General features: G+C 40.2%; 18 protein-coding genes. 11 read left to right on the top strand and 7 right to left on the bottom strand.

Annotated elements, in window-relative coordinates:
- Nucleotides 1-208 precede the first annotated feature (208 nt).
- On the top strand, nucleotides 209-1,567 hold the full coding sequence (gene ftsA, locus MSBRM_RS16275) for a coenzyme F390 synthetase (RefSeq protein ID WP_048121928.1): 1,359 nt from the start codon (nucleotides 209-211) through the stop codon (nucleotides 1,565-1,567).
- Between the two features lie 700 nt (nucleotides 1,568-2,267).
- Entirely contained in the window at nucleotides 2,268-2,690 is a 423-nt protein-coding gene (nikR, locus tag MSBRM_RS16270; RefSeq protein WP_011305541.1) for a nickel-responsive transcriptional regulator NikR, read from the top strand.
- Between the two features lie 302 nt (nucleotides 2,691-2,992).
- On the opposite strand, the gene MSBRM_RS16265 is transcribed toward nikR, so the two are convergent.
- The 3 genes from MSBRM_RS16265 to MSBRM_RS16255 all read right to left on the bottom strand — a co-directional run bounded on the left by MSBRM_RS16265 (nucleotide 2,993) and on the right by MSBRM_RS16255 (nucleotide 7,794).
- Entirely contained in the window at nucleotides 2,993-3,349 is a 357-nt protein-coding gene (locus tag MSBRM_RS16265; RefSeq protein WP_048121926.1) for an ArsR/SmtB family transcription factor, read from the bottom strand.
- A gap of 332 nt (nucleotides 3,350-3,681) precedes the next feature.
- Nucleotides 3,682-5,406, bottom strand: a complete 1,725-nt coding sequence (locus tag MSBRM_RS16260) for a flippase-like domain-containing protein (RefSeq protein WP_069575384.1) — start codon at nucleotides 5,404-5,406, stop codon at nucleotides 3,682-3,684.
- Between the two features lie 201 nt (nucleotides 5,407-5,607).
- Nucleotides 5,608-7,794, bottom strand: coding sequence for a DUF2298 domain-containing protein (locus MSBRM_RS16255; protein ID WP_048156318.1), 2,187 nt, complete (start codon nucleotides 7,792-7,794; stop codon nucleotides 5,608-5,610).
- A 704-nt stretch (nucleotides 7,795-8,498) separates the two neighbouring features.
- On the opposite strand from MSBRM_RS16255, the gene MSBRM_RS16250 reads away from it, so the two are divergent.
- From MSBRM_RS16250 to MSBRM_RS16240, 3 genes are all read left to right on the top strand, one after another.
- Entirely contained in the window at nucleotides 8,499-9,701 is a 1,203-nt protein-coding gene (locus MSBRM_RS16250; protein WP_048121921.1) for an MFS transporter, read from the top strand.
- A gap of 131 nt (nucleotides 9,702-9,832) precedes the next feature.
- Nucleotides 9,833-10,297 carry a MarR family winged helix-turn-helix transcriptional regulator gene (locus tag MSBRM_RS16245; RefSeq protein ID WP_048123575.1) on the top strand — a complete coding sequence of 155 codons (465 nt, stop codon included), beginning with the start codon at nucleotides 9,833-9,835 and terminating at the stop codon, nucleotides 10,295-10,297.
- A 134-nt stretch (nucleotides 10,298-10,431) separates the two neighbouring features.
- The gene (locus MSBRM_RS16240) at nucleotides 10,432-11,862 is read left to right on the top strand and encodes an aldehyde dehydrogenase family protein (protein ID WP_176722180.1); all 1,431 of its coding nucleotides are present in this window, start codon (nucleotides 10,432-10,434) and stop codon (nucleotides 11,860-11,862) included.
- A 264-nt stretch (nucleotides 11,863-12,126) separates the two neighbouring features.
- Here MSBRM_RS16240 and MSBRM_RS16235 read toward each other — a convergent pair whose 3' ends face one another.
- Nucleotides 12,127-12,399 carry a DUF3303 domain-containing protein gene (locus MSBRM_RS16235; RefSeq protein ID WP_011305536.1) on the bottom strand — a complete coding sequence of 91 codons (273 nt, stop codon included), beginning with the start codon at nucleotides 12,397-12,399 and terminating at the stop codon, nucleotides 12,127-12,129.
- Nucleotides 12,400-12,777: 378 nt separating this feature from the next.
- Here MSBRM_RS16235 and MSBRM_RS16230 point away from each other — a divergent pair, with 378 nt between their 5' ends.
- Nucleotides 12,778-12,966: a hypothetical protein gene (locus MSBRM_RS16230; protein WP_048156316.1), complete on the top strand. Its 189-nt coding sequence runs from the start codon at nucleotides 12,778-12,780 to the stop codon at nucleotides 12,964-12,966.
- Here MSBRM_RS16230 and MSBRM_RS16225 read toward each other — a convergent pair.
- Entirely contained in the window at nucleotides 12,944-14,257 is a 1,314-nt protein-coding gene (locus MSBRM_RS16225) for an NAD(P)/FAD-dependent oxidoreductase (protein WP_048123573.1), read from the bottom strand. The genes MSBRM_RS16230 and MSBRM_RS16225 overlap by 23 nt on opposite strands.
- A gap of 421 nt (nucleotides 14,258-14,678) precedes the next feature.
- Between MSBRM_RS16225 and MSBRM_RS16220 the strand changes: the two genes are divergently transcribed.
- The gene (locus MSBRM_RS16220) at nucleotides 14,679-17,402 is read left to right on the top strand and encodes a calcium-translocating P-type ATPase, SERCA-type (protein ID WP_304440480.1); all 2,724 of its coding nucleotides are present in this window, start codon (nucleotides 14,679-14,681) and stop codon (nucleotides 17,400-17,402) included.
- Nucleotides 17,403-17,450: 48 nt separating this feature from the next.
- On the opposite strand, the gene MSBRM_RS19765 is transcribed toward MSBRM_RS16220, so the two are convergent.
- On the bottom strand, nucleotides 17,451-18,224 hold the full coding sequence (locus MSBRM_RS19765) for an HNH endonuclease (protein ID WP_048121913.1): 774 nt from the start codon (nucleotides 18,222-18,224) through the stop codon (nucleotides 17,451-17,453).
- A 500-nt stretch (nucleotides 18,225-18,724) separates the two neighbouring features.
- A complete protein-coding gene (locus MSBRM_RS16210) occupies nucleotides 18,725-20,374 on the bottom strand; it encodes a flippase activity-associated protein Agl23 (RefSeq protein WP_048121911.1) in 1,650 nt (549 codons plus the stop codon).
- A gap of 79 nt (nucleotides 20,375-20,453) precedes the next feature.
- On the opposite strand from MSBRM_RS16210, the gene MSBRM_RS16205 reads away from it, so the two are divergent.
- The 4 genes from MSBRM_RS16205 to crcB (MSBRM_RS16185) all read left to right on the top strand — a co-directional run bounded on the left by MSBRM_RS16205 (nucleotide 20,454) and on the right by crcB (MSBRM_RS16185) (nucleotide 23,074).
- Nucleotides 20,454-20,747, top strand: coding sequence for a ubiquitin-like small modifier protein 1 (locus MSBRM_RS16205; RefSeq protein ID WP_048121909.1), 294 nt, complete (start codon nucleotides 20,454-20,456; stop codon nucleotides 20,745-20,747).
- 20 nt (nucleotides 20,748-20,767) lie between these two features.
- A complete protein-coding gene (locus MSBRM_RS16200) occupies nucleotides 20,768-21,961 on the top strand; it encodes a molybdopterin molybdotransferase MoeA (protein ID WP_048121907.1) in 1,194 nt (397 codons plus the stop codon).
- A gap of 359 nt (nucleotides 21,962-22,320) precedes the next feature.
- A complete protein-coding gene (gene crcB / locus MSBRM_RS16190; protein WP_048121903.1) occupies nucleotides 22,321-22,701 on the top strand; it encodes a fluoride efflux transporter CrcB in 381 nt (126 codons plus the stop codon).
- 4 nt (nucleotides 22,702-22,705) lie between these two features.
- The gene (gene crcB / locus MSBRM_RS16185; RefSeq protein ID WP_048121901.1) at nucleotides 22,706-23,074 is read left to right on the top strand and encodes a fluoride efflux transporter CrcB; all 369 of its coding nucleotides are present in this window, start codon (nucleotides 22,706-22,708) and stop codon (nucleotides 23,072-23,074) included.
- The last annotated feature ends 213 nt before the right edge of the window (nucleotides 23,075-23,287 follow it).

Below are 23,287 nucleotides of genomic sequence, written 5' to 3'. Positions count from 1 at the left end.
AAAACGTATCCATAAAACGCATCCATAAAACGCAGTCTAAAGAGAAAAAAGGCGGAAGGGAAGAGACCCGGATCTTATCTGTCCCACCTTACTATTTTTAAAGTTTAAAGAGACTATTAATTTAAATGCCTCCAGAAAACGTTTCATCTTTGAAGTCAATAAATAACAGGCTTTCTATATCCTATTATTCCAGTTGGGGGCGCTTTCTATGGACAACTCAAAACCTTATTTCAACCCTGAAATCGAGACCATGGACAGGGGAGAGCTAGATGCTCTCGTAGAGGAGCGGGTACGATACACGGTAAAATATGCGGCAGAAAATTCTCCTTTTTACAGAAAATGGTTTGAAAAGCAGGGTGTGAACCCGGCTGAGATCAAAACCCATGATGATCTTCTGGACCTTCCAATAATCTCGGGAAACATTATCCGCGAAAACCAGCCTCCAGAAACGAGCGAATTCATGTTCAGGAGTGTGGGCTGGAAGGATGTTTTCACAGTTCATGAGACTAGCGGAACCAGCGGAAACCCGAAGAGTTTTTTCCTTACATGGGAGGATTGGGAAAGGTATTCGGAAAAATACGCTCGTATTTTCAGGTCACAGGGTTTTGGTCCTGGAGACAGGGTTGTTGTCTGTGCTTCTTATGGGATGAATGTAGGGGCAAACACCATGACCCTTGCGGCCAGGCAGCTTGGTATGAGCATTATTCCTGAGGGCAAGTGCACATTTCCCCTGCGAGTTATCGAAGCTTACAGGCCTACAGGCATAGTAGGCAGCGTATTCAAACTCCTGAGCCTTGCCAGAAGGTTACGGGTAGAGGGCATTGACCCTCGAGAGTCAGGTGTAAATAAACTGGTTGTAGGAGGAGAAGCCTTTGCTGACGAGTCAAGGAATTATCTTTCCGAAATCTGGGGCTGTCCTGTTTATAACACCTATGGAAGCACGGAAGGCACGATGTGCGGTGAGTGTGATGAGGTGTCAGGGCTGCATGTGCCTGAAGATCTTGTCCATGTTGATATTTACGATCCCCATCTCGAAAATTATGTGCCTGACGGAGAATGCGGAAGAGTTATCCTGAGCACACTGCTGCCTGTTGGGGCAAAAGCAGGAACTCTTCTTTTAAACTATGATACCGAAGACACGACTGTGGTGCTTACGCGCAAACAGTGTCCCTGCGGAAGGACGCATATGAAAATTCTGACCCCTCAGCGGGAAGCTGAAACCGCGTGGGTAGAAGTAACTCCCTTTAACCGCGTAGATGTGGAAAAGGGCGTTTTTCAGCGTGAAAACATGGACTACCTGACCGGAGAATATGAGGCTTTTCTTTATGGTACAGAAGACGAGGGAGAAACCGTACTCAGAGTTAGTATGGAATGTGAAAATCCTGAGGTGTGCGATCGGAATCTTATAAAAGAAAACTTTCTTCGTACTTTTCTCAGATATAAACCTCTGCTTTCCAGAGCTTATGCCGAAGGCACTTTTAAAATAGTATTCAATTTCACAGGTCCTATGGGGCTCGAACTGAGCAGGATAAAAGGCAGGCCTAAAAGGCTTGTAGACAGGCGGTAAGAGAACAAGAAGAGAGCAAGGTATAGAGTAATGCTGAAATGACGCATATAATGCTGAAACAAATACAGAGAATGCTAAAATGACATAGAAAATACTGAAATAACACATGGAATAATGAAATAACACATGGAATACTGAAATAACACATGGAATAATGAAATTGTTGATGACGGAAAAGTGCGCTTATCTGGTAGATGTATTCGTGCCTGAGAACAATCTTAATCACAATTTTCTTAAAGTTCTGTTGAAAAATACTCTATTTAAGACTTTTTTCTACCTTTTATTATATTTTTATGTCATTTCCTATATATTATTCAGTAAAACCAAAATTCTTTTATTGATATCGGTTTTTACTTGACAAATAAAAATGGTTATATATTGATGAGTTCAGATAAAGTACAATGAATGGTCAATAACTAAATAAACTGATTTCAAATAAATTTGCCTTTCATATCTTAATAACAATGTTTGTTGATATTGTTTTCTCCAGACTGGATAGTTACTTTTTCCAAAATAAAAAAACTTATATATTTTTTAGTGGCAGATGTAAACCATTACCAAGGATTTATATTTGTAAAGAATGAATATTTGTTATCAACTCTTTTATATTAGTACCTATGTGAAAAAAACATATATAGTGCTACATATAATATACTAAAGTATTATATCGTAAACAAGTCCAAGATTATTTGGTGATATTATGGAAACAGAACTTATGCGGATAGGAGTTTCCCTTCCTGATACCCTTCTGGGTAAATTTGATGAGATTATCGAAAAAAGAGGTTATTCTTCTCGTTCTGAAGGCATAAGGGATGCCATCAGGAGTTACATTTCTTATTATGAATGGATGGGTGACATTAAGGGTTACCGTGTCGGAACCATTTCGGTTATTTACGACCATACTAAAAGGGGGCTCTCAAATGCTATTGCAGATATTCAACACAACTATTCTCACCTGATAAAATCTTCAGTGCATATACACCTTGATCATGACAACTGTTTTGAAGTGATTGTTCTCGATGGGGAAGGTGAAGAGATTAAGGAGCTTGCCGAAGCTATAATGGCCCTCAAAGGGGTAAAGTTCTCAAAGCTCACAACTGTAGCATCAACCGATAAAATCTGATCTTTTCCCAGGCCGGAGTGTCCCTCAAACAGCTATGAGAAAGTAAGGATGGAGTAAAGAAAAGATTTCTATATGGAAAAGATTTCTAGATGAGCTTATCCCAAAACCTATTTTATTCTAAATCACTATGAGTTTTCAGGATCAGTTTAATGATTAGGTATTCAACTGACTGTTCCATATACGAAATTCAAAAATCACAAATTCAAAAATCAAATTTTGAGTTTCAGGATAGGCTCGATGGAAATGATTTCTATATGGAAAAGATTTCAAAGAGGATACTAAATTCCTCTTGATTTCTATGTTTAAGCTTTTTCAAAGTGCTTTTCAATATGTTTCAGGAGCAGGTTTCCGAACTCTGTGAGTTCATAAATCTGAAAACTCCGTTCTCTTCGCGAGTTCACCAGTCCTGCTTCTTTTAACAGCTTAAGATGATAGGAAAGAGCTGAATGCTGCTGGTCCGTACAGTCCACAAGGACACAAACACAGAGGCTCTGGACTTCAAGGGCTTTGAGAATTCTGAGGCGAGTGGGATCTGAAAGTACCTTAAACAGGCTAACGATTTCTCCCACATCCTCATTCATTGCCGCATGTACAGCATCAAGCACATCTTCCGGAAGACAATATGCATCCTTTACTTCAATTATTTTTTTTTCAGACATTTCTTCCACTTGACCATTAGTTCGAATAAAGCATGTGGTTATTATTTTAATTTTTTGTGTTTAGTGCTTCAGTTATTTCTTAGATTCTCCGGTTTAAATACTCAGATTTTTCTTAGGTTCTTCGATTTAAATACTCATATCTGATTTACATTATTTGTTTACTCTTTTTGTTCTATTATAAATATACTGTATCAGGTTGTTTCCATGTAAAGCCATTAGGGATGAATGGACGGAGCTCAATAGGGCCAGTGAGGGTCAAACTAAAGCTCGTTGGAGATGCCGGTGATCATCTGTGACTCGAGAAGCAAGTTGGTCTTTACCCAGGTTGTAGTTCACCCTTTCAAAACATCCTTATCAGTACAAAGCACTTCTCTCCACCTGAGTCCGAGTTCGGAGAGGGCTAGACCTCCTCCTATTAAAGTAATTGAATTTTTTATAATATGATCAAGCACGGCAACCGTAAATCCTATTTCCGGTTTGATTCCACCAAGTCCGAAAACTGCAGTCAGGGCAACTTCATATGTTCCTATAGCTCCAGGCGTTATCGGAATTATTTTTGCAATATTTCCCAGGGCTACAGCCAGGAAAATCAGTGATATCATATATGTGGACGAGACACTTTCTCCTACTGTCGGAAATGATTTGAGGACAAGGAAACAGGTGAATATATCTATTCCCCATATCAGAAGAGAAGAGGCTGTCACTGCTAGAAACGATCTCGGACGTACGGCAACGATGCTTATCTGGTGTAAAAAAGTAGAGGCAAAAATCTTTATCTTTCCAGAGAGCCCGTTTTGGGAATTTCTAATTTCCAGTCTTTTTCTTGCGTTGCCTTCTCGGAAAGAAACAATAAAGAGAATCAAGAAAAAAAGCACTACTGCAAGTCTGGACAGCTTTATCAGGGATTCCATCCAGGGTTCAAGTTCAAAACGGGACGTAGCACCTGAAGAAGCAAGTATTGCTATGGAAGTTATTGCAACTATATCAAAGACTCTTTCTACGGTTATCGAGGAGAAGCTAGTTGTAAAGGCAAGGTCCTTGCTTTTTTTCAGGATATACATTCTGCTCAGGTCTCCTATCCGTGCTGGAAGAATTACATTTGCGGATTGGCTGATAAAAATGCTGCCTGTAAGAAACCCAAGCTCGTATTGATTTCCAAGCCTGTTAAGGATCTGTTGGAAACGAACTCCTCTTAAAGGCCAGGAAACACAGTACACCAGAGCAGCTGAAACCAGAGTCCTGAAGGATGCTTGCTTCACATTTTCCAGAATATCCGATGCACCCAAGAAGGTTGCAACAAACGCAAGGATCAGAATTGCAAGGGCAGCTGTTAAAAAGAATTTTCCTTTTCCTGAAACTTCGAGCGGGGATGAGAGTTCTCTCCAGAGACGGAATATTTCGGACCCCATTCCTTTGACATCTTTTGCCAGATTAACCTTGCTTGACCCTCCATGTCTCCAGTAAACCGGAAGTTCCATTACTCTATATTCTTTGTGTTGGGCTCTGACAAGTATTTCGGTATCCCAGAACCAGTGTTCATTCTTGGTCTCATCGAGAAGTTCAAAGAGAGCTTCTCTCTTGAAAGCCTTAAAACCACACTGGTGGTCATAGAGTTTTGAATGCAAAAAAAGCCTCACCAGAAAATTATATCCCCTGCTTGCAAACTCTCGCTTAAAAGGCCTTTTTGCATCGCTATCGGGCATCATTCTTGAGCCTGTAGCAAAATCATAGCCATCCGTGCTCACAGCTCTGATCAGTTTTTCCAGATATTTCATATCTGTAGCAAGGTCCACGTCAATATAGCAGAGGACTTCTCCTGAAGCTGCCTTAAAAGCCCGGTTAAGAGCTTTTCCCCGGCCCTGTCGTTTCTCCGAATGCAGGTGGACAACATAAGCATACTGTTCCGCGAGCCTGGAAGCTATCCGGTCCGTCCCGTCCTTGCTGCCGTCTTCAGCTATGATGATCTCAAAACGGTCTGTTATTTTAAAAAGTGTTTCTGCTGTAACTAAGACAGCCTTATCGATATTTGCTGCCTCATTATAAGCTGGTAAAACCACCGATACGCTGGTAATGGATAAGACCCCACTATTTTCATTCCATTATTGGGAGCGAATCTACGATTTATATAAATAGATTTTTATATATAGTCACGAGGATAAATAATGCAACTACTCAATAAGGTACAATGAGTTTTTGTTGCAATAATTGTAGGCGTGACTATAACTCTGAGTTTAAGGTTCCCCCTAAAAACCGAAAACTCAGAATTCCTTTTTTACTTTATAAATTCGGACTGAACCCTGGTAAACAGGTTCAAAATAAGTTTCGTCCTGGAACTTATCCGTTTTTATATCATACATCTGCCGTTCAAGTTGACCGATATAAACATAGTTTATGTTATATTTATTCATGAGCTCAAGAGCTTTTTTTTTACTGCTGGTACTGTAAATGGTATTTACGTCTTCAAACCTTGCCCTGATTTCTGTATCGTCTCTTCCCCAGAACTGCTCATGCCTTGCCCACCCAATAACCGTAGGAAGCCCGGTATTTGCCGAGACACGCGAAATATAACTATAACTGCTGTCATCTGAGGAAGCTTCAAGGATTATCGGAGTTCCACTGAGGTTTTCCTGAATCCATTTTATAGCGTCATAATCTCCACGATCCAGCTCTTTCATGTATTCCATGCCGTCAAGGGCAGGTTTCGCATTCATATCTTCTATTCTCGTAAAGGTAGCTACTACAGGAAAGACGCTGCATGAAAGAACCAGAAGCATAAGTGAAACTGTCCATACTTTTTTTCCATAAACCCTGTTAGTAGGAAGGTTATTCTTGGGAAAGGCTCTGTAGCGGAAATAAAGCTGATAGAAGGAATAAGAAGCAGCAATAGCTAGAAATGTCCATAAGTGTATGTAAAACTTGAAAACCGTATTCATGCGGGCAAAATTCCCGGAAATGGGGTCATCAAGGAAGATTATCTCACAGAAAAGAGCTAAAAATACAGCTACTGCTATAAGAAGAGAAACGAATCCTGCACTGCTCCTTTCAGTAAGGTCTTTTTGGAAAGAATAAAGTGAAAGGGCAAGTAAGGGGAGAAGGATTACAAGCAGGGGAATAGACAATTCCTTGGCAAGAAATGCTGATATTCCTATCCACAGAAGAAAATATTGTATTTTTCTTCTGGATTCCAGGCGGGTTATGAGAAAAGAAAGGGTCAAAAAAAGGAAAAGGCTGAACAGGATAAGGAATTCTCCAATTGTTGTACGAAGTTCTGGAGGAACAAAGTCAAATCCACTTGCAGCTTGCGGTTTAAATGACAGATAAAAGGGCAAATACGGAAGAAGGCTGAGAGCGAAAACTGAAAGAACTGTTTCCAGAAAACCGGTAACGGATCTAGATAGGCTTTTATTTTGGATATATAAGCTTTTACTGCGGATATAATACCCGTAGTAAAAAGCAAAAACAACTGCAAATGTCAGGCTGAAATATATCGGGAAATCCCAGGAATTAGAAAGAAATAAAAAACCAAGGGATACTGAAAAAATCAGAAGTTCCAGTATACTTTCAAAGACCCGGTTGCTGTCTTTCCTGAGATATATGTTCAGGAGAAAAGCAAGTACCAGAAGCTGGAAAGGAATTGCAATCATATGAGAATGCAGGTCTCCGTGTATGAAACTGAAGTAAGGAAATTCATTTATTGTATATGGGATAACTCTCGAACTGCTCCAGTAGTATCCCACTATAGTCGTTTCTTTGATAAGATACATGGATATAAATTCTTTAACTCCCTGCAAGTTTCCTAGCAGGATCACGAATAAGGCAGTAAGAAACCCATACCTGATTTTTCCATGAGTGAGGTTATATCCAAATCCAAAAAGGAGATTGAAAGAAAGAGCGAAAGTGAGTGCAATAGCCAGATTGAAAAGCATTGACGGTTCGACAGAAAATAATTTTCCAGGAGCTCCTACTGCAAGATATCCAAAATAGTAATAAAAATCAAGGGAACCACCTGCAAACCAGGGATCTGCCGGGGGGAAAGAAGAAGTTCTCATAACTGCGTTCAAAAAAGCAAAATCCATAAATTTTTCATGCCTGTAGATCTTAGGGAGATACATACGTATAAGCAGAAAAAAAAAGAAGCTTGCAGCGAATACGAGCTCATTTGACAACAGGATTTTCTTTTCAGGTAAGGTCCTTTGTTTTCGATAGACAATTCCTGATATAAGGCAAAGTAGAAGTACCGAGATAAGGATCGTGCGTCTGTTAAAACCACATAAAAAGGAAAAAAGCCAGGCAAGATATGTGACGAGCACTATTCCCAGAGTCCTTGCTGCAGAATAACCTCTGTCAGCAAGCCGATTTCCAGCTATTCCTGCAAGAGGAATGGAAACCAGGCCCAGTATTTCAATAAAAATAAACCAGAAAATTACGTGAAGATACTCTAACACCGCTCTCTTCCCTTTAAAATCGATTGCTTAATGTACACTTTCTAAAGCCCCACTCTCTTGAAGTGTACTTTTTATGCATAAAATCTGCATTCAAAACCTGAGCTTTTTATTAGCTCGGCAAGGTCACTAAAGGTCTTGGTTCCGAGAGGTATTGAAATATTCCAAATACTTTCGCAGTCGGTATTCCTGTTTTCCCAACTTTATTTACCTTACAGAAGTGTCGATAATATGTATTTTGTAAATAGGTTTATATTTTTATCGTATGAAAAAAATTTTTCTTTTTTCTCCAGATTTTATATTTTTTATGTTTTACATGATTGAGTTCTCTTTAGCTGCTTGTAGCAATCCTGTATTGTTTACGAATTCCTCTGTATTTCCTTTGTATTCTATGTATTGCCACTTTTCAAACTTGCTAATTTATATCTTAATTTAATTTCATGAGTAACTTGTATATAAGACAAAAATGTATAAGATTTCAATTAGTTTCATAGAGAAACTAATTTGAACCTAGTACTAACAGAGAACAATTCAACATATGAAAAAGAAGGCTAAATCGAAACAGCCTTTGGTCTGATCGGCCAACAAACAGATACGTTAAACCTACATGCTGGCTTTCCGAATGCAAGTATGGCTTCTTAAAATACACAAAAAGTGGCACATTCAACTAATCTTATGGGATCTTTAAAAGAAAAAAGAGGTAAGATATGAATTCAAAAAAATCAAGATTATGGACTAAAGATTTTATAGTCATTTTTGTTGAAAATTTTATAGCTGCTTTAAGTTTTTACTTATTAATGATAGTCATGTCTGGATATGCGATGAGTAAATTTAATTCATCCCCAGGTGAAGCGGGCTTTTCTGCCAGTATATTCATAATTGGCGGACTTATCGCACGTCTGTTTGTCGGAAAATGGATCGGACAAATCGGTCATAAGAAGATCCTTTACGTGGGGGTTATTTTAAGCTTAATTATGACGCTATTATATTTTAGGGTTAATAATATTTTTCTTCTGTTTACTGTCCGCTTTCTTCATGGCATGGGATTTGGCATTACTACTACAGCAACGGCTACAATCGTTGCAAATATTATTCCTATGGAGAGGAAGGGTGAAGGGATTGCCTATTTCGGATTAAGTCAGATACTCGCAACCGCTATCGGCCCCTTTTTAGGTATGTTCATTAGCCAGTACGGCAGTTTCGTCATGATTTTTGCTACCTGTGCAATTGCCTCATCAATCAGCCTTGTCATTTTGCCGTTTTTATCATCCTTACATAAAATGGAATTAACAAAAGAACAGATGGAGAAAATGAAGGGATTCAAATTTAACAACTTCTTTGAACCCAGGGTAATTCCAATTTCAGTCGTTTGTATGTTTATTTTCAGCTGTTATTCGAGTGTTGTGTCCTTCCTTGAAGTGTACTCCAAGGAAATTCATCTCGTAGATGAAGCCAGCTTCTTTTTCATAGTATATGCCGCAGTAATTTTAGTTTCGAGGCCGATTATTGGCCGACTGTTTGACTCCAAAGGTGAAAATACAATCATGTACCCGGCAATTCTGATATTTACGGCTGGAATGATACTGTTTAGCCAAACTCATCACGGTTATACACTTTTGTTAGCCGCAGCTTTGATAGGGCTTGGATTTGGAGCTATACAGTCCAGTACTCAAGCGATTTCTGTAAAAATAACTCCGCAACATCGTATGGGGTTGGCGAATTCAACCTATTTTGCGTTTTCAGATATAGGAATGGGAATTGGGCCTTTGATGGTTGGATTTATTATTCCTTTTACCGGTTATAGAGGAATATACATGTTCATGGCAGTTTTTGCGGCGGTGTGCCTGATATTGTATTATCTATTATATGGGAAAAAAGCTATGCGCAGCAAAGGTGTTAGGCATTTCTAAATAGTATCTGAAAAAAGATCTAAATCTAAAAATCTACGATTGTAATTTCAAATTAGTTTTATCTGTTATTACTTCTTAACTAACTTATTCCAAAGCGAACTTCCAGGTGTTATAAAATGGAGGATAAAATCATGGTAGATCCAAGAGAAATCCTCGGTTCAATCGCCATCATCTACCGAAGCCATCTAGCATGTATGGCAAAAGAACTCGAAGTCTACAAGATAGGAAGCGGACAATTTGATTTTTTAATGGTTTTATACCGCAAGGATGGCCTCTCTCAGGAAACCATTGCAAAAACCCTTAAAGTTAGCAAAGCAACAAGTACAAGAGCTATCAAAAACCTGGAAAAAGAAGGTTATGTGTACAGACAAAGAGATGAAAATGACCTTCGGGCTTACAGGGTTTACCTGACTGAAAAAGGAAAGGAAGTAAGAAAGGTGATTCTGGAAAAATTGGTTTTTTTTGTCGATGCACTCCTTTCGGATTTCACACCTGAAGAAAGAGAACTTCTCAGGCGGTTGATTCGTAAGGCCTCACTTAAATTTCATGAGTCGGAATTCAAGCCCCTTATTTTTGATAGTCCGATCGATGAATAAGCGTGATAAGAAGTTAGTGGATTTGTTCTATTGTCGTTGACTATCTGTTATAGCAAGAATTATCTAATCTTTAGACCTGCTCCAAGCTGTACCTCTTGTTATCTTAAAATAGGTCTTTGTAAGTACTGATATATATGAAAATGCAGATTAATGGAAAAGCTGTGGACGTATGCAACGGCGAATTTTTTGATATCATAAACCCGGGAACAGGTGAACTTGTTGACCGGGTTCCAAAAGGCACGGAAGATGATGCGGCAATAGCCGTTGAATCGGCATCGTCAGCTTTTAATGGCTGGGCTTCCACATCTCCGCAGCAAAGAGCCAGGATTCTTTACACAGCTGCGGGAATTGTAAGGCAGAGAAAGGATGAACTTGCTGTTCTACTTACCCGGGAACAGGGTAAACCTCTTGCCGAAGCTAAAAACGAGATTGAAGGTTTTGCACATGTCCTTGAGTATTATTGCGGGCTTGCAAGCAGTTTTCACGGAGATTTTGTTCCAATTCCTCAAAATGGATACGCTTTTACTGTAAAGAAGCCTCTGGGAGTCTGTACAGCTATAATTCCCTGGAATATGCCTGCTCTTATTATGGCATGGAAAATAGGTCCTGCCCTGATTTCAGGAAATACGCTTGTCCTGAAACCTGCAAGCAATACCCCTCTTACTAACCTTGTCCTGGCTTCTATCCTCAACGAGGCAGGGCTTCCGCCAGGTGTGCTCAATATCGTTACAGGCCCTGGTGAGGTTGTGGGAGAAAGCCTGGTTAGGAGCTCGAAGGTTAAAAAAATCTCCTTTACCGGAGAAGTGAAAACCGGGAAACGTGTAGCAGAGCTTGCAGCCGGCGGGATGAAAAGAGTAACCCTTGAGCTTGGAGGCAGTGATCCAATGCTGGTCTGTGATGATGCTAACCTGGAGGCTGCAGTCGCAGGGGCTCTCAGGGGAAGATTTTACAATTGCGGACAGGCCTGTACTGCTGTAAAGAGGCTTTTTGTTTTCGAATCCGTAGCTGAAGGGTTTATAAAAAAGCTTGAAGCGGGCATCCGAAATTTAAGGGTTGGAAACGGGCTGCAGGAAAACATCGACATGGGACCTCTTAACAACCGCAGGCAATGGGAATATATAAAAGGGCTTGTTGCAGACGTCGAAGAAAAGGATGAAGGCAGAATAGTTACAGGAGGCAGAGTTCCAGAGGGAAGCTCCTGTAGTAAAGGATATTTTTTCGAGCCCACACTTATTACAGATGTGGCCAGAGAATCCAGGCTTCTGAATGAAGAAGTATTCGGTCCGGTCCTACCTGTAGTCCGAGTGAAAGATCTTGATGAAGCAATTGAAGAAGCCAATAATACCTGCTATGGGCTTGGTGCCTCTATCTGGACAAAAAACCTTGATAGAGCTCGTGCAGGATGTGAACAGTTGAATGCAGGAATTATCTGGCTTAATCAGCACCTTAAGGTTGCTCCTGAAGTTCCTTTCGGGGGTACCAGGGAGAGCGGGATTGGAAGAGAAAACGGTCCTGATGCTCTTTCTGAATATCTTGATCTGAAAACAGTAATGCTAAAAATCTAAAACAGTAATGCTAAAAACAATAATGCTAAAAACAATAATGCTAAAACTCCAATACAGTAATGCTAAAACTCCAATACAGTAATGCTAAAATCTAAACCAGTATGCTAAAAACTTAATGTAATCAGTAAAAAGGCTTCAAGAAAGCTATGACTTTCAAGGCTGATAAAATAAAGATTTTTCGATGAGCCAGTTAACGTGAAGCTCATCGGACCTTTTTCTGTAAAATCGTATCAATAAGTTCTAAAATTTACTTAATCATAAAATTTATTTTTTCTGGTATTTGGGCAGAAGCTGCATAAATTCGGAAGCTTCCATAACCGGCACGCTGTCAATTACGCAGACATCCGACCAGGGCAGGTTGAAAGCTCCGTAAGCTTCGGCACTTTCGGCTTCGTAAAGGATGTAATAACGGTTTCCGGAAAGGTCAACCCACTGGTTAATGATATCGATTCCTTCTGGAATCTCCAGTTTCTTAAAATGCTCAAGGATCTTATCGCGGTTCGAAGGGTCCCAGGTACTAACGTCCATGAATAACATCTTTTACCACTCCTCTTATTTTCGCGCTGCCAATACCCCTTCCCGGAAGCCAGGGCAGCTTTTTACAGCATCCGGGATCTCTTTTTGAGAGCAAAGCTCAAGGGAAAACAAGTCTATTCTCCGGTGCCATCTCCACAAATGCGGATTTGACCAGCACGCCCCCAAATGCCGACTAACGGCAGAAGTCCAGATTTTTTAGAGTTTTACTGTCTTTTCCGAATTCATCATTGCTTAAATCCCCGTGAATGATAAATCCAGAAGGACAGGTAATCATGCAGAACTTCTTTCTGCATACAGATACAGACAGTATATTATCATCCCTTAGCCTATATAATAGTTAGTCCTAAAAGACTATATTAAGTCCGGGAACTTCTTCAGATGCACGAAAATTTTAATAAAAATACCGAAAATGAATATACAGGAAATGAAAATATCGGAAATGAAAATATCGGAAATGAAAATATCGGAAATGAAAATATCGGAAATGAAAATATCGGAAATGAAAATATAGGAGGCGGCTTTCTAAGTCAAGCCAGCAAACCTCTCAATTCTCTTCTTTTTTCGTGAAGAATTTTGCAGCTTCAAACCCGGCTTTTACAGAGCCGTTCATGCTTCTTTCCGGATAATTGGTTGATGAGAACATTCCTGCCAGGTAAAGTCCGGTTGGGCCTGGCGCAAACGGCAGAACCTTTTCAAGGTACCCCTTTTCATATACAGGTGCAGTATCCATTCTTCGGAAGAGTTTCGCCCAGTGGATATCGGTTCTTGAGAAATCAGGAAACATATTTTCCAGGCCTTTTATATAAGAATCCAGAACTTCTTCTTCCTTTTTCAGCCAGAGAGAGTCGTTTTCATCCTGAAAATAGGAAGTTACATAAACGAGGTGTTCTCCATAGTCCTCAAAAGGCATAAAATTGGTGTGCTCAATTACGGCGCCAAAAGGCACGTCAGCTTTTATGTTCAACCAGTAATTCCCATCTTTCATAAGCCCTTTGTCAAGTCCTATGAGGGCACATGCAGTTCCCTGATAACGAATACCCTGCAGGGTCTCGTGAATAGTTCCAAGTTTGCTTTTTGTAATGATATCCAGTACTCTGGGTTCAACAGTTGAAATCACAGCATCGCAAGGTATGAAATCCCCGTCTGCAATCACTCCCTGCACTGTATTGTCTTTGATTACGATTTCCTTTACTGCTTTATTCTGTAAAATCCTGCCTCCTTTTGCAGTGATTTCCTTTGCCAGAGCTTCTATCAGAGAATTAAATCCTCCTCTCAGGTACCCCAGTTTTTCCCCTTCTTTTCCCCTATCTGACCTTATTTTCACACGCCCTATAAGCCAGGCTGCAGAAATGTTTTCGTCATTTTCACCGAATTTGCTTTTCATTAGAGGAGCAAAAAAGTTTTCGTATACGGATTGTCCTGTAGTGTCAAGAATCCAGGTTTTTGCCTTTATTCTGTCGTAGGAAGTCGTATCATTTATTAGCTTTATTCTGAGCACCAGCAGCCCAAGTTTTACCAGATCTGTAAAAGAAAGAGGTTTAAACCTTAGAATTTCAGCAGGGGTATTCATGGGATAGTTTTTACCATCTACAAAATAGGCGCTTTTTCCTTTAAGCCACAGCATTTGACCTTCAAGCCCCAGTTCTCTTATCAGGTCAAGAAGTTCCGAATCACTCCTGAATATATGGTGATAATATTTCTCTATAAAGTACTTCTTTCCAGCAAAATCCTTACAATAACTTGCAGTCATCCCCCCGATTTCCGCATCTTTTTCAAAAATAACAACCTCATTCGACTTGCAGAGCTTGTACCCGGCTGATAGCCCCGCGAGCCCACTTCCTATTATTGTGATTTTCATACCCAACTTTTCCCTCATCTGTTACTTTTAAACAGAATCTTAATGCCTCTTAAGAAATCAAACAGATTTCAAACCCCAATCTTACTGTAAAAAAAGCTAAAGTTTTATATCTCTTTTTCCACAAAATCTGTAATAACTGAAGTTCTTTAAAAACCCCTTACCCTATCAATGGGCTTTACCACTATATATACTTTGAAACTTATATTAGATAAGCAGATATATTATACGAGGATTATAGTCGAGGACCAAAATTTCTTTACCAATCTGAAGTGAAAGTTTAAGTACAAAAATCACGGAAAACACAGAAAAGTAAATATGGGTCCAATTCTTCCATGCTTTCCGCGTTTTCCGTGGTTAGAAAGTAAGTGCAAATACTTATGTTAGGGACTATAGTTGAGAACTCTCCAGATAATCCGGAGGCTTGAGGGGTAAAGGGGTGTATTACGACCAGGAAATAAGCTCAGTTTTTGAAGAGTTTGGGGTTTCAGAAGCAGGTTTGAGTTCTGAGGAAGCCGAAAAAAGGCTTAAGGAGTATGGCGAAAATGAACTTAAAGAAAAAGAAAAAGTTTCGGTCCTGCAGCTCTTTATCTCACAGTTTAAAAGTATCTTGATCTTTATTTTGATAACGGCCTCTATTGTTTCGGCTCTTCTTGGGGAGTTCATCGATGCAATAGTCATTATTTTTACGGTATTTCTTGCAGGAATTCTCAGCTTCGTGCAGGAATATCGAGCCGAAAAAGCAATTGAGCTTTTAAGGTCCCTTACCTCGCCGGAAGCGACTGTTATAAGGGACGGGGTTGAAAATAAAACTCCCTCAAAAAATCTCGTTCCTGGGGATCTTATCCTTATTCAGACCGGAGACCGCATTCCAGCCGATGCCAGGATTATCAAAGGGTTCAATCTCAAGACTGACGAGTCCTCTCTTACAGGAGAATCCGTGCCAGTTCAGAAAAATATCGAAGCCCTGCCTTCCGAAACTCCTGAAGCTGACAGGACAAACATGGTCTACACAGGAACTGCGGTTGCTTACGGAAGAGGCAGCGCGATTGTTACTGCAACCGGAATGAATACGGCTTTTGGGGAACTTGCCGGGCTTCTGGGGACAATAGAGAGGTCCAGGACGCCTTTACAGGAAAGCCTTGACAAGTTCGGCAGATGGATTGGTACTGCGACTCTTGTAATTGTAGCTTTTGTTGCAATGCTTGGGGTTTTTTATGGTTTCCCTCTCCTTGATATGTTTTTATGGGGTGTTGCTCTTGCGGTTGCTGCTATCCCTGAAGCTCTCCCTGCGGTTGTTACAGTAGGGCTTGGGCTTGGGGTAAGGCGTATGGTCAAAAGGCATGCCCTTGTAAGAAAACTGCCATCCGTAGAAACGCTTGGAGCCACAAATGTTATTTGTTCGGATAAGACAGGCACGCTTACGCAGAACAAAATGACGGTTGAAAAAATTTGCGTCAATGAGCAGGTTTTGAAGGTTACTGGAGCAGGATATTCTCCAGAAGGAGAGTTCTTTAACGGAGATGAAAAAGTTTCCACAGATGATCCCCATCTTCAGATTCTCTTGCTGGGAGCTGTTCTCTGTAACGATGCTGGTCTTTTTAAGGAAAGTGATAAATGGGAGATCAAAGGAGACCCTACGGAGGCAGCTCTTGTGGTTGTTGCTGCAAAGTCAGGGTTCCATAAAGTTGAGCTTGATCAAACATATCCTCGCCTTGGAGAAATACCCTTTTCCTCTGAAAGAAAAAGAATGACTACCTTCAATAAACTGGAAGTCGATTCTGGCAGCTTCCCTGTAAAAGGACTTGCTGCTTTCTCAAAGGGGGCCCCTGAAGTGATTATCGGCTCATGTACGAAGATTTTTCTTGACGGCGAAATAAAATCCTTATCTCCCAAAATGAAGCAGTTGATTGAAGAAAAAGTTAAGGAAATGGCTGATCAGGCCCTCAGGGTTATGGCTCTTTCATTCCGCCCTCTGGACGAGGAACTTTATATTGAAAAGGCTTCTTTAGAAGAGCTCTCTTCAGAGAGAATTGAAGAAGATATGGTCTTTTCAGGTTTAATGGGCATGAGAGATCCTCCAAGAGAGGAAGTAAAGGTTGCAATCCAGAAATGTGAAGATGCAGGCATTAAAACCGTAATGATAACAGGAGACCATAAGATTACGGCGTCTGCAATTGCAAAGGAACTGGGGATTTTAAAGGAAAACGATCTTACTCTTACAGGCTCGGAGCTTAACAGCCTTGGAGATGTCGAGTTCGAAGACGAGGTCGAGAGGGTTTCGGTTTATGCCAGGGTCTATCCTGCTCATAAGTTGAGAGTAATAGACGCCCTTAAGAAAAAGGGTTATGTCGTAGCAATGACCGGGGATGGGGTAAACGATGCTCCTGCCCTTAAAGCTGCAGATATGGGAATAGCTATGGGAATTACTGGCACGGATGTCAGCAAAGAAGCCTCAAGCATGATCCTTACGGATGATAATTTTGCGTCGATTGTTGCAGCGGTTGAGGAAGGACGAAATATATTCAAAAATATTAGAAACTTCATCACTTATGGGCTCTCAGCCCATATCGGTGAGGTTCTTATAGTTCTCATTGCTATCCTGGGATGGCAAATCCTGCCTCTTATTGCGGTTCAGATCCTCTGGATTAACCTGATTACGGATGGGCTTCCTCCTATGGCTCTATCAGTTGAGCCTCCTGATAATGGTATTATGAGACAGAAGCCAAGAAACGTTGAGGAAGGGCTTATCACCAGTCGTGAAATCTCAGCCAGTCTGGGAATTGGAGGGTTGATTGCGCTTCAGGCTCTTCTCGTTTTAAACTGGGCTCTTGACAGAAATTTCTCTATTGAGAAACTCCAGACCCTTATCTTTACGCTGGTAGTTTTCTCAGAGATGTTTAACGCCTTTAACTGGCGGTCTGACCGATACTCTATCTTTTCCCTGGGGCTTTTTACAAACAAACCTCTGGTTTATGCAGTCCTGACAACAGTAATCCTGCAACTCGTAGTAATTTATGTTCCCTTTTTCCAGACAGCTTTTCGAACCGTTCCACTTTCTCTCTTTGAATGGGGAGTGATACTTTCTCTTGCTTCTACTACGCTGATTTCAATGGAACTTATAAAATACTTCTCAGGAAGAAGTTAAGGAAATGAAAGCTCTGAAGATGGGATTGTATATTAGTTAAAAATTCGACTACTTTCTTAATGTATCTCTCAATTGTTCAATTGAAATATTTGCTTTATGTAACATAGAGTGACAATTAGGACATACAGGTCTCAAATCGTTATCGGGATCTACTTTGTATTCTTTATTTATCTCATTTAAAGGTGTCAGGTGATGAACTTCAATATATCCAATTCCTATTTCACCATAAACTTCTTCAAAATCAAATCCACATACACAGCATTTAAAACCATATTTCTGGAGACATAGCTGCCTTGCTTTTGGATTTCTTTCATAAGCATTTACTGTAATTTGTTTTTTTACTCCTTCATACAAGTTACTAATATCTTTATCGGCTATTTCTTGGGCAATTTGTATTTCAGGTTCACTGTTTGTAGGAACTATTAAACGAGGAATATTAATTTTGTCTTCGTTCAAGAATTTTTCGATAGCTCTTTTTAGCTCTGGACGTAGTTCCCAATAATATTGACCTTTCTTTTCAGCATCCTCAGACCAAAAAGGAATGAGCCAGTAGCGAATATTTCCATCCTTGTTTGTCGGAAATTTTACAGTTGGTAATTTATTTATTATTCTTTTTCCTAACCGACCTATTTGAAGATTCAAAACAGAGTACCTTGAAACTCCAAGAATTAAGGCAAGTTTTGAAGCTGTTTCACGGCAACCCTTGCAGTTATAGAGAGCTTTCATAAGAGCTATATCATTATCTTTGAAAACACTGCTGTCCGTTAATAGTTCAAACCATATTTCCGCAGAAATATCCAGATTATCTCTATGAATACCCATACATACCATCGAGTTACATACTTTGGATTTTAATCTCAGCAATTAATTTAATTATTGGTACAGATAATTATTTTTTTGGTTCTTCGCTTTTTCGAGTGGGTAACTTATACCCACTTCCTATATGTAAGAGTGACACGTCTAATATTTAGCATGAAAGTATGGGACTAAACTGGATCTCAACACTCCTTTTGATTTTCTGCTTCTTATCAAATTTAAGCCTTGTATGGCAATTCACTGATCAGTTTAGCAATGGTTTGAAAAATCATAGTTAGGACAAAATTACTACCCAGGGTAATGACGAGATCAATAGTTAAAAAAGGGTAAAGTAGAGTACTTTCATTTCTTTGTGCCTGTTATTCGAAGAATATCATGTGCGTTTAGGAACGTTTGTTGTTGAAAATCATATTCATACTCGATGTTTTTCATTTTGACCGAGCGACGGTGCAACTGCGTAATTATTTTTAACACATACAAAACAGCGAAGAATCATTTTTAGGATCTCATATACTATTTTCAAGTTCTTTATTATAATAAAGGGTAAACTCCTTTCCCGGGCGCAGGGTAAAATTATATGAGGCGTATCCTTCTTCTTGGATTTCTTTATACATTTGATACTCTGCAGGCACGATTATTGCATCGTATTTTGCCTTAGCTGGAGGTTTTGTATAATATGCTGTTTTTTCATAATCCCTTAAGTACCACGGCAGCGGCCAGTAAAGATTATCAGGGTCCACTACAGATATCCTTAGAGTTTCTGGCCCCTGATTGAAGACTTCGATTTTCTTCATAACTTGCTGGATATCTGAAGATGCCTGTGAATACGTCATCAGCTCATCAGGTTCCATACTCCGGTAAAAATTTACAGATATGCACTGAATCAGGGATATTATTAACGTAAGTGCCAGAATCCCCACAACAAAGGTATGAGCTCTGGAACGTTTTGTCCCGAAAGCGGGTTTTTTGTCTGTTTCGAAATTCATGTTTTCTGTTCCGGAATTCATGTTTTCTGTTTCAAGTAAATTCTTCTGTCTTCGGCTAGGTGTCCCGGAGAAAAAGTCTCCCAGATAAGCCCCTGCTAAAATCCCAACAGGCAGGACAATGTGCACAACAAGCCAGGGGACTTTTTCCTGAAGATAGGAATAGAGCAGCAAACTCGTAACTGCCCAGTAGGAAAGAAACATGAAAAAGGAAGTATTTTCTCCTTTCTTTTTAAGGAAATGAACAATACCTGCAGTCCCAAAAATCAGAATCGGGCTTTCGTATACAAGGAGGATAGGAATATAAAAATAAAAAGGACCTCCTATGCGTTCAATTCTGTGCATCTCCATCCAGTGGGAAAAAGCCCTTTCCACAATTGAAAAGAGGGTTTCCGGGGTTCTGAAAAGGCTTGTGTAGAATAACATTACGATAAAAATAAAGAGAGTACCTGAAATCAGAACTTCTGGTACGAATGGGAAAATAGATGAAATTTTAAGAACAAGAGTTCTTTTAAGGCTTAGCTTTTCTTTTTTCCAGTAGGAATAAAACCTGTACAAAGAATAAATCCCTGCATAGGCTCCGAACATGAAAATAATAAGATAGGCATTCTCTTTTGAAGATACGGCGATTGCAAGAGAGGTAGCGGCAAGGATAAGATAAGGGTATCTCTTTGGGCTGTGAAGGTTTTCAAGGTAGCGAATTCCCCCTATAACAGTGGCAAGAGTACAGAAAACAATGATTGGGTCATTTCTGAAGAACCTTGAAAAGTACACCATACTTGGAGAAAAAGAGAGCAAGAAAGCCGACCAGAGTACACCTCTTTCTCCAAGTTCCTTCTTAAGTAAAAATAGCAGAAGAGTTGCCGCTACTCCGAAGAAGACAGGGATCAAGCGTGCTGTTGTGTCGTTTATTCCCAGAGAGTGAAAGACAACAGCAGTAGAATGAAATAGAAAAGGGCCGTGATAGGCCGGATCATATCTGTATTGTTCGGTTTCAAGAAGTTTAAGGGTAAAACTGGCATGTACGCTTTCATCGTGATGGAACACTCGATCTCCCAGGTCAAACAATCTTATCAATAGAGCAAAAAGGATGATCAGAAATCCGAGTATTCTGTATTTTTTTTCAGAAATTTCTGGCGAGTTCTCAGTGTTGTAATCCTGACCTTGCTGCATAATTTTCCCAATCCTCCAGCATAGCTGCTTCTTTACGAGCATAGATATATTTAAGGGATAGGATGAAATAGTCTCTCTCATGGCTGAAGTTAAAGTCAAGTTATTTGCAAATTTGCGTGAAAAAGTAGGTACATCGGAACTGCAGCTATCGGGAGAAAAGGTTATTGATGTCCTTTTATCCCTTACTGAAAAATATCCCGAGTTGAAAAACCTTATTTTTGAGGAACCCAAAGGAGCAAGCGAAGCTCCAGTTATGTGTGGTTCAATTAATGTCCTTATAAATGGAAACAATGCCCGGCATCTCGATGGGCTTGATACTCTTCTTTCGGATGCCGATGAGCTTGCAGTCCTGCCTCCGGTATCGGGGGGCTGATTTTTTCAGGAAGGACGATCATGGGCAAGATATTCAAAGAACGAACCTCGATTGATGAAGCTTTGAGACTTTTTCTTGAGCGTATTTCTACTACAAAGAAAACAGAAGAAATCTCACTCGAAACCTGCACAGACAGGGTACTGGCAGAAGCCGTGATCTCTGAAAGAAATGTGCCACACTACCGACGTGCAGCTATGGACGGATACGCGGTAAGGGCTTCCGACACTATGGGAGCTTCCCCTACAAATCCGGTAATGCTGCAGCTTTCTGATCAGGTAGAGGAAGGAAGTTTAACCTGGGTCCATACTGGGACTGCAGTGCCTGAAGGAGCTGATGCTGTCGTAATGGTTGAAGATACCATCGCCGCAGGAAACCTTGTTGAGGTCAGGGCTCAGGTCTACCCGAATCGGAATGTGGGGCAGATTGGAGAGGACATAAAAGAAAAAGATGTTGTTTTTGAGGAAGGGCATCTTCTTCGTCCATGTGATGCTGCTGTGCTTGCATCGCTTGGACTTGACAGGGTAAAGGTTTTCAAAAAGCCTGTTGTTGCGGTTATTCCGACAGGGGACGAGCTCGTAAGTCGTAAAAAGGGCATGGCTGTACCTCCTCCGGGCATGGTGCTTGAGACTAATGGGCTGATGTCGGCCCTTTATGTGAAGAAATGGGGTGGAATCCCCCGATATCTCGATATAGTGCCTGATAACCCGGACAGGCTAAAAATGGCCATAGAAGCAAACATGGATGCCGATATGATTCTTCTTTCTGGCGGAACATCAGTAGGAATAAGAGATCATGGGCCTGAGGTTGTGTCAGCTCTTGGAGAACTGCTCGTGCACGGCATAGGAGTAAGTCCTGGTAAACCTGCAGCCCTTGGGGTTATAAATAATGTTCCTATCGTTTGCCTGCCCGGTTATCCGGTTGCCGGGCTTGTTGCTCTCAATTTCTTTGTCCGTCCTGGAATCAGGAAACTGGCAGCAATTCCGGAGATCCCCGAGACTATTCTTAAAAGGCGGCTGGCTGCAAAAGTCAGTTCAAAAATAGGTTACGTTAGTTTCATCCGTGTTGTATTTGAAGGAGATAAGGTGCGCCCTCTTACCGGAGCTGGAGCCGGGGCACTGAGTTCCGTTGCAAAGGCTGACGGGTATTTGCTGGTGCCAGAAAACATTGAAGGGTATGATGAAGGAGAAGAGGTGGATGTCTTCTTAATAGAATGATATTTCTGTGTTCTCTCAAAAACACCCTTTTTCCCTTCTTTACCCTGTTTGTTGTATTCTCTTCAAATTGGATTAATGGAAAAGCAGTTCACATTTTATTTCGCCTAGTTTATATAAGCAGGCTCAAATATAATGAACGAATCATCCTTCCTTTTTCCCTTGAAGCCCCGGAAGGAATTTTCCCTCCTTTCTGAGATAAAGTTTTATACTTCAAGGGCTAATCAAACGAAGAAAACCAGAGCTAAAACGTTGAGAGCTAAAATATTTAGAAGTTACAATGTTCAAAAGTTAATATGTTCCGGGCTAAAACGTTATGAGCTGAAATCTAAATTTTTAAGTGATTCCCTGAGTGTAAAATAATGTCTTCCACGCATAAAGACCTGAATAAGATTTTTCTCATAGGAGCTGGCGGGTTCCTTGGAGCAATATGCCGATTTTCACTCTGTGAGCTCATGGAATCGCATTTTGGTGTCCTTTCGGTAAACGTACTAGGAAGTTTTATGCTCGGCCTGATAATGTACGACACTGAGTATATTGGATTTATAGGTCCAAAAGGAAAGCTTGCTTTTGGGACCGGATTTATGGGAGCATTCACAACATTTTCGACGTTTGCAGTCCAGTCTTTTACCATGCCCTTTTTCCCTGCTCTGGAAAATATCAGTGTTAACCTGTTTCTTGCCCTGGTTGGCGTGTTCATGGGCAGGAGTACAATAAAAGCCCTTTCAGGTAGGGAGGTATAAAGAGATGTTCTCCCTTCCAGGCATGGAAAAACTCTTTTTAATAGGTGCAGGTGGTTTTATTGGGGCATGCCTTAGATATACGGTTTCAAGTCAGGTCCCTAGGATTAAGAGCATCCCTGCAGGCACACTTACCGTGAACCTCTTAGGGACCATTGTACTTGCCTTTCTCACTTTTTCTTCTGAGCCCCAATCTATGGTCTATCTCGTAAATATAGGAATTTTAGGTTCCTTTACCACGTTTTCTACCTTCGCATATGAAACTTTCAAATTGCTTGAAGAAGGGCAAAATTTCTCCTTTTTCCTGAATATCTTTCTTAACGTTGCACTCTGCCTCGCAGGGGTAAGTATTGCATATCTGACCCTGAATTTGTGAGTTTAATGCAGAAAACTGGGTAGAAAAATGTTCTCTGGAATGTATTATTCTAAAAATATATTATCTTATAAAATAAATATTTTTAAAGATCTATCTACAAAATCCTACAAGGTTCAGTCAAAATAGTAAATTCAAAAAGTAAATTCAAAAAGTAAATTCAAAAAGTAAATTCAAAAAGTAAATTCAAAACCCAAATTTGACAGAAGCGTATAT

Source organism: Methanosarcina barkeri MS (assembly GCF_000970025.1).
Lineage (GTDB): Archaea > Halobacteriota > Methanosarcinia > Methanosarcinales > Methanosarcinaceae > Methanosarcina > Methanosarcina barkeri.
This window is presented reverse-complemented; position numbering and strand designations above follow the sequence as displayed.

Excerpts from the sequence above, each read along its gene's own strand:
- ftsA (WP_048121928.1), top strand. The coding sequence starts at position 209 with ATGGACAACTCAAAACCTTATTTCAACCCTGAAATCGAGACCATGGAC.
- nikR (WP_011305541.1), top strand. The coding sequence starts at position 2,268 with ATGGAAACAGAACTTATGCGGATAGGAGTTTCCCTTCCTGATACCCTT.
- MSBRM_RS16265 (WP_048121926.1), bottom strand. The coding sequence starts at position 3,349 with ATGTCTGAAAAAAAAATAATTGAAGTAAAGGATGCATATTGTCTTCCG.
- MSBRM_RS16250 (WP_048121921.1), top strand. The coding sequence starts at position 8,499 with ATGAATTCAAAAAAATCAAGATTATGGACTAAAGATTTTATAGTCATT.
- MSBRM_RS16245 (WP_048123575.1), top strand. The coding sequence starts at position 9,833 with ATGGTAGATCCAAGAGAAATCCTCGGTTCAATCGCCATCATCTACCGA.
- MSBRM_RS16240 (WP_176722180.1), top strand. The coding sequence starts at position 10,432 with ATGAAAATGCAGATTAATGGAAAAGCTGTGGACGTATGCAACGGCGAA.
- MSBRM_RS16235 (WP_011305536.1), bottom strand. The coding sequence starts at position 12,399 with ATGTTATTCATGGACGTTAGTACCTGGGACCCTTCGAACCGCGATAAG.
- MSBRM_RS16230 (WP_048156316.1), top strand. The coding sequence starts at position 12,778 with ATGCACGAAAATTTTAATAAAAATACCGAAAATGAATATACAGGAAAT.
- MSBRM_RS16225 (WP_048123573.1), bottom strand. The coding sequence starts at position 14,257 with ATGAAAATCACAATAATAGGAAGTGGGCTCGCGGGGCTATCAGCCGGG.
- MSBRM_RS19765 (WP_048121913.1), bottom strand. The coding sequence starts at position 18,224 with ATGGGTATTCATAGAGATAATCTGGATATTTCTGCGGAAATATGGTTT.
- MSBRM_RS16210 (WP_048121911.1), bottom strand. The coding sequence starts at position 20,374 with ATGCAGCAAGGTCAGGATTACAACACTGAGAACTCGCCAGAAATTTCT.
- MSBRM_RS16205 (WP_048121909.1), top strand. The coding sequence starts at position 20,454 with ATGGCTGAAGTTAAAGTCAAGTTATTTGCAAATTTGCGTGAAAAAGTA.
- MSBRM_RS16200 (WP_048121907.1), top strand. The coding sequence starts at position 20,768 with ATGGGCAAGATATTCAAAGAACGAACCTCGATTGATGAAGCTTTGAGA.
- crcB (WP_048121903.1), top strand. The coding sequence starts at position 22,321 with ATGTCTTCCACGCATAAAGACCTGAATAAGATTTTTCTCATAGGAGCT.
- crcB (WP_048121901.1), top strand. The coding sequence starts at position 22,706 with ATGTTCTCCCTTCCAGGCATGGAAAAACTCTTTTTAATAGGTGCAGGT.